Here is a 3591-nt window from a genome sequence, read left to right on the forward strand (position 1 = left end):
CGCGCGTTCCACAGCCCGGGGGTGCAGGAGAGCTTGCAGCTGAACTGCGCCATCGTGCGGTTGAGGGTGATCCGTCCCATGATCGGGGCTTTGCCGGTCTTGTCCGGCTCGCTCTTTTTCAGGTAGAGCAGCACCTTGAATTTTTCCACTTTCATAACGCTCTTTTTTAGGTTGTAAAAATACTCCTTTGAAAAGCGTCCTTTGGCATGCAAAACATTGAGAAACAGTGAATACAAATCCGCTTTGTTCTTATCGGTAAAAATTCGGTTACCTGCCGTCGTTTCCGAAACAGGCGGCTAACAGTCTGGTAACTGAAACGTCGCAATATTTTGTTTTCTTTTGCAGGTCTGTCTGTTCTGCAATTCTCGCAAAATGCTTAATTATAAACGTTTTACGTTTAATTATCGTCATTCTGTTTTTTATTGCATTTCTAAATATTACTTATGTTGCCCGCCATTCTTTCGCCACAGTGTTGAAACGTTCTGGAGTCAATGTTGCTATTATAAGTGAAGCATTAGGGCATACGAGTTTATCAACTACGCAATTTTATTTGGATAGTTTCGATAACGAACAGATAGATGATGCAATGAAGAACTTATTATAGTACATTCAATTAATCCCACTTGCAATTATTGCAGGTGGGATTATTCTTGTTAACTTTACAGCACTAATAAGAAGCGATATGAGAGATTACATACTACCAATTCCAGAATTAAAGAAGATAGAACCCATACTCACGGAATACTNCTTTACAGCACTAATAAGAAGCGATATGAGAGATTACATACTACCAATTCCAGAATTAAAGAAGATAGAACCCATACTCACGGAATACTTTGGCTATAAGCGTGCCATGTTTGAGAATGAACTGTCAGCTACTTACTACCATGAATATCCCAACGGAATCAGTGAAGATATTTGTAAGAACTACATGACAGACTATTCATTTCTAAACACTATCGCAGTAGATAACGGAGTATTTGATTATAAACGGTATGCTCCCAAATCGACTTCTACCAGTAAGGCGTTTAATCCAAGTAGCTTCATTATGGATTCAGAACACAATATACTTATCACTCTGCCAAGTGATAATTTATTGGAACGGCTGATTGATTTATTACAGAAGCATGGTGAAACTGATAATGACGGAGTAATTGGAATAAGTATGCTTGTTGTAGCTGCCATATATGAGAAGTATAAGAATGGTGAACTTTACACAGAAGTTGTCATATCAGAGAACACACTGCCTTATCTGGAACAAGTCCGTCCAGAAATGCTAAAGCTATATGAGTTGCTGAATACCAAGAGATACTCACCTTCCAAGAAGAAGGAGCTAAGGGTATTCAGTCCTATAACCATTGATAACGGAGTTAAGAAGATTACTCTTGATAACTCTTGCTATTGGCTGAGTGATTTATTGGATAACTACCTTCACATCTATTTAGGAGTAAACAGTTTGGAAGAAGCCCAACAGGAATTGAAGGAAGTATATTCACAGAAGAAGGGCAGGAAAGCCAATAATGCAGCCCATAATCTAATCATGTATGGTACATTCCACCTGTTACAAAGATATTCCTCAATAAAGACCAAGAGTGAACAGATACGTATGACTTTAGACTACATGGAATTATTATTTGAAGCAGGCAGTTTCAATAATGATGAGAACTACACCAATGCAGCAATAGCCTATTTGGTGAAACAAGGCTATAAACCGCAATGGAAGACCAAACAGACAGAAGACTACAATTTCTCACCCAATAATCAGTCTACAGAACATCTCTGGTAATTAATAATCCACCAATCCTTACAGACTACCATGTAATCACGTGGTAGTTATTTTTATGTCTTTAAATTAGCTAATTCGCTGATATTCTTACATCTAAAGAATGCACTTCAAATCGCCTTCTATTCTTTATAACACACCTTCCGACTATTCCTCACCTTTGCAATGTAATCAGAAACGATAAGGCGCCAAGTTGAAGATTGCACCAATTTATAAACTTAATTATTAATTTAAATTTAAACTATCATGAAGAAGATTTATTTAGAAGTTAAAGTTGTTGCAAATAATGAAGTAAGAAACGTAGCTTTTGCTAAAGGTATTAACCGTGCCATCAACTTGGGCAATGTAGAGAAGATATTAGCCATGATGAAGGTCAAGGGTTATAGAAAGGCAGAAATGGTACAGGTCGTTAAGGCAGAAGATGTAATCACAACAGGTGACATTCGTCTGGTTGACATTAACGGACAGGATATAAATCCAGAAGATGCAGCCAAATACTTCCTTGTATTGGACGGTCAGCACAGAACCATTGCCGCATCCCTCTATAATGAATGGGCAGCGGAGAACGGAGAGGAAGCAATAAATGTACCCGCCATTGAAGTTGAACTGCAAGGGAATGAAACTATTGCAGAATATATCAACGAGATTAATATTACCAAGAAGGAATGGACTACCCCAGACTATGTGCGTGGTGCAGCCAATATTAACCCAGACAATGAATTTCTGCAACGGTACAACGAATTAATAAAGAGCGAGAAGAACCCAGACGGTTATCCAATCTCAACACTGAACCTTATCTTTTGTGGCAATAATAACGCTATATCAAAGTCTGACTTCTCTTTATTATGCTCTGGTAAGGATGAGAAGGGGAAGAAGGTGAAGAAGCCTATCATTCCAGCCTATAACATGGAGATAGGTAACAAGTTCATCCAAATCTGCAAGGATAAAGGCTTTGATGACAAGGATATTGCCAAGAGATACTTAAGTAACCAATTCAATAATATCAAGACAATTACAGGAGACGTCAAGGAAGCTGTCAAGATATTCCAGTCCATTACACAGAACGACAAGGCGGCAATGTTCAATACACACGGAAATCTGGACGAGAATTTAGTAATGGAACAGTTTGAGAAGATAAGAGAACGGTACAATCGCCCTACTACTGTCATCTCAATTAAAGACAGCAAGGAAGTGACCGCCAATGATGACACAGAGGACATTCCTTATCTGGAAGCGGAAGAAGTCTGACCATGTAAAGAGCCTATGTGACAGGTAGGCTCTTCTACTCCAGATTCTTCCAGAGTGGTGAATTTCCATTATATAATAATACGGGTTACCCTAATAAATGAAGCTGAGAGTAACTTAAAGTCTGATTATTGAGGTGACAGGTAGCTGTTTTCCAATCACCAAGCAGAAGTGGGGATAAAGTTGGAATCTCCAAAGAGTGGTGAATTATCCCTATATAAAACGGTCAGTTACCCCAATATTCAGAGTTTAGGATTATTTAAAGTCCAATAATTAGGGGCACAGGTAACATATTTAAAATCACAAAAGATAACTTATGGTAAAGTTAGAAATTCAAGAGCGGGACGGCTTCCTCATTATGGAGGACTTCCCAGAGAACTGTATCTTCAACAAGGTGAAGACAGGATGTGGTGCTACTACGATAGCACTTACCAATGACGAGAATTACATTATAGCCGTACCTACGACAGAGTTAGTAATTAATAAGTGTTATCCACCTAAGGATAAGAATGGTAAGGACATTACTTGGAAGAGGTCACAGATTCAAGCAGGCGTAAGTCCTA

At 38.7% G+C, this 3591-nt stretch carries 4 protein-coding genes and 1 pseudogene; 4 read left to right on the forward strand and 1 reads right to left on the reverse strand.

The window, feature by feature from the left end:
• The coding region (locus KQP79_RS25425) for an Arm DNA-binding domain-containing protein (RefSeq protein ID WP_264386650.1) at positions 1–212 on the reverse strand (212 nt) is incomplete at its 3' end.
• 149 nt (positions 213–361) lie between these two features.
• On the opposite strand from KQP79_RS25425, the gene KQP79_RS26075 reads away from it, so the two are divergent.
• From KQP79_RS26075 to KQP79_RS25445, 4 genes and pseudogenes are all read left to right on the forward strand, one after another.
• Positions 362–604, forward strand: a complete 243-nt coding sequence (locus KQP79_RS26075; protein ID WP_373167132.1) for a tyrosine-type recombinase/integrase — start codon at positions 362–364, stop codon at positions 602–604.
• A 168-nt stretch (positions 605–772) separates the two neighbouring features.
• Positions 773–1786: a hypothetical protein gene (locus tag KQP79_RS25435; protein WP_008646575.1), complete on the forward strand. Its 1014-nt coding sequence runs from the start codon at positions 773–775 to the stop codon at positions 1784–1786.
• Between the two features lie 243 nt (positions 1787–2029).
• Entirely contained in the window at positions 2030–3031 is a 1002-nt protein-coding gene (locus tag KQP79_RS25440; RefSeq protein ID WP_004323956.1) for a hypothetical protein, read from the forward strand.
• A 313-nt stretch (positions 3032–3344) separates the two neighbouring features.
• A pseudogene (locus KQP79_RS25445) lies at positions 3345–3591 on the forward strand (hypothetical protein); the annotation flags it as partial.

This window comes from Bacteroides sp. DH3716P (genome assembly GCF_025914115.1).
Classification (GTDB): Bacteria; Bacteroidota; Bacteroidia; order Bacteroidales; family Bacteroidaceae; genus Bacteroides; species Bacteroides ovatus.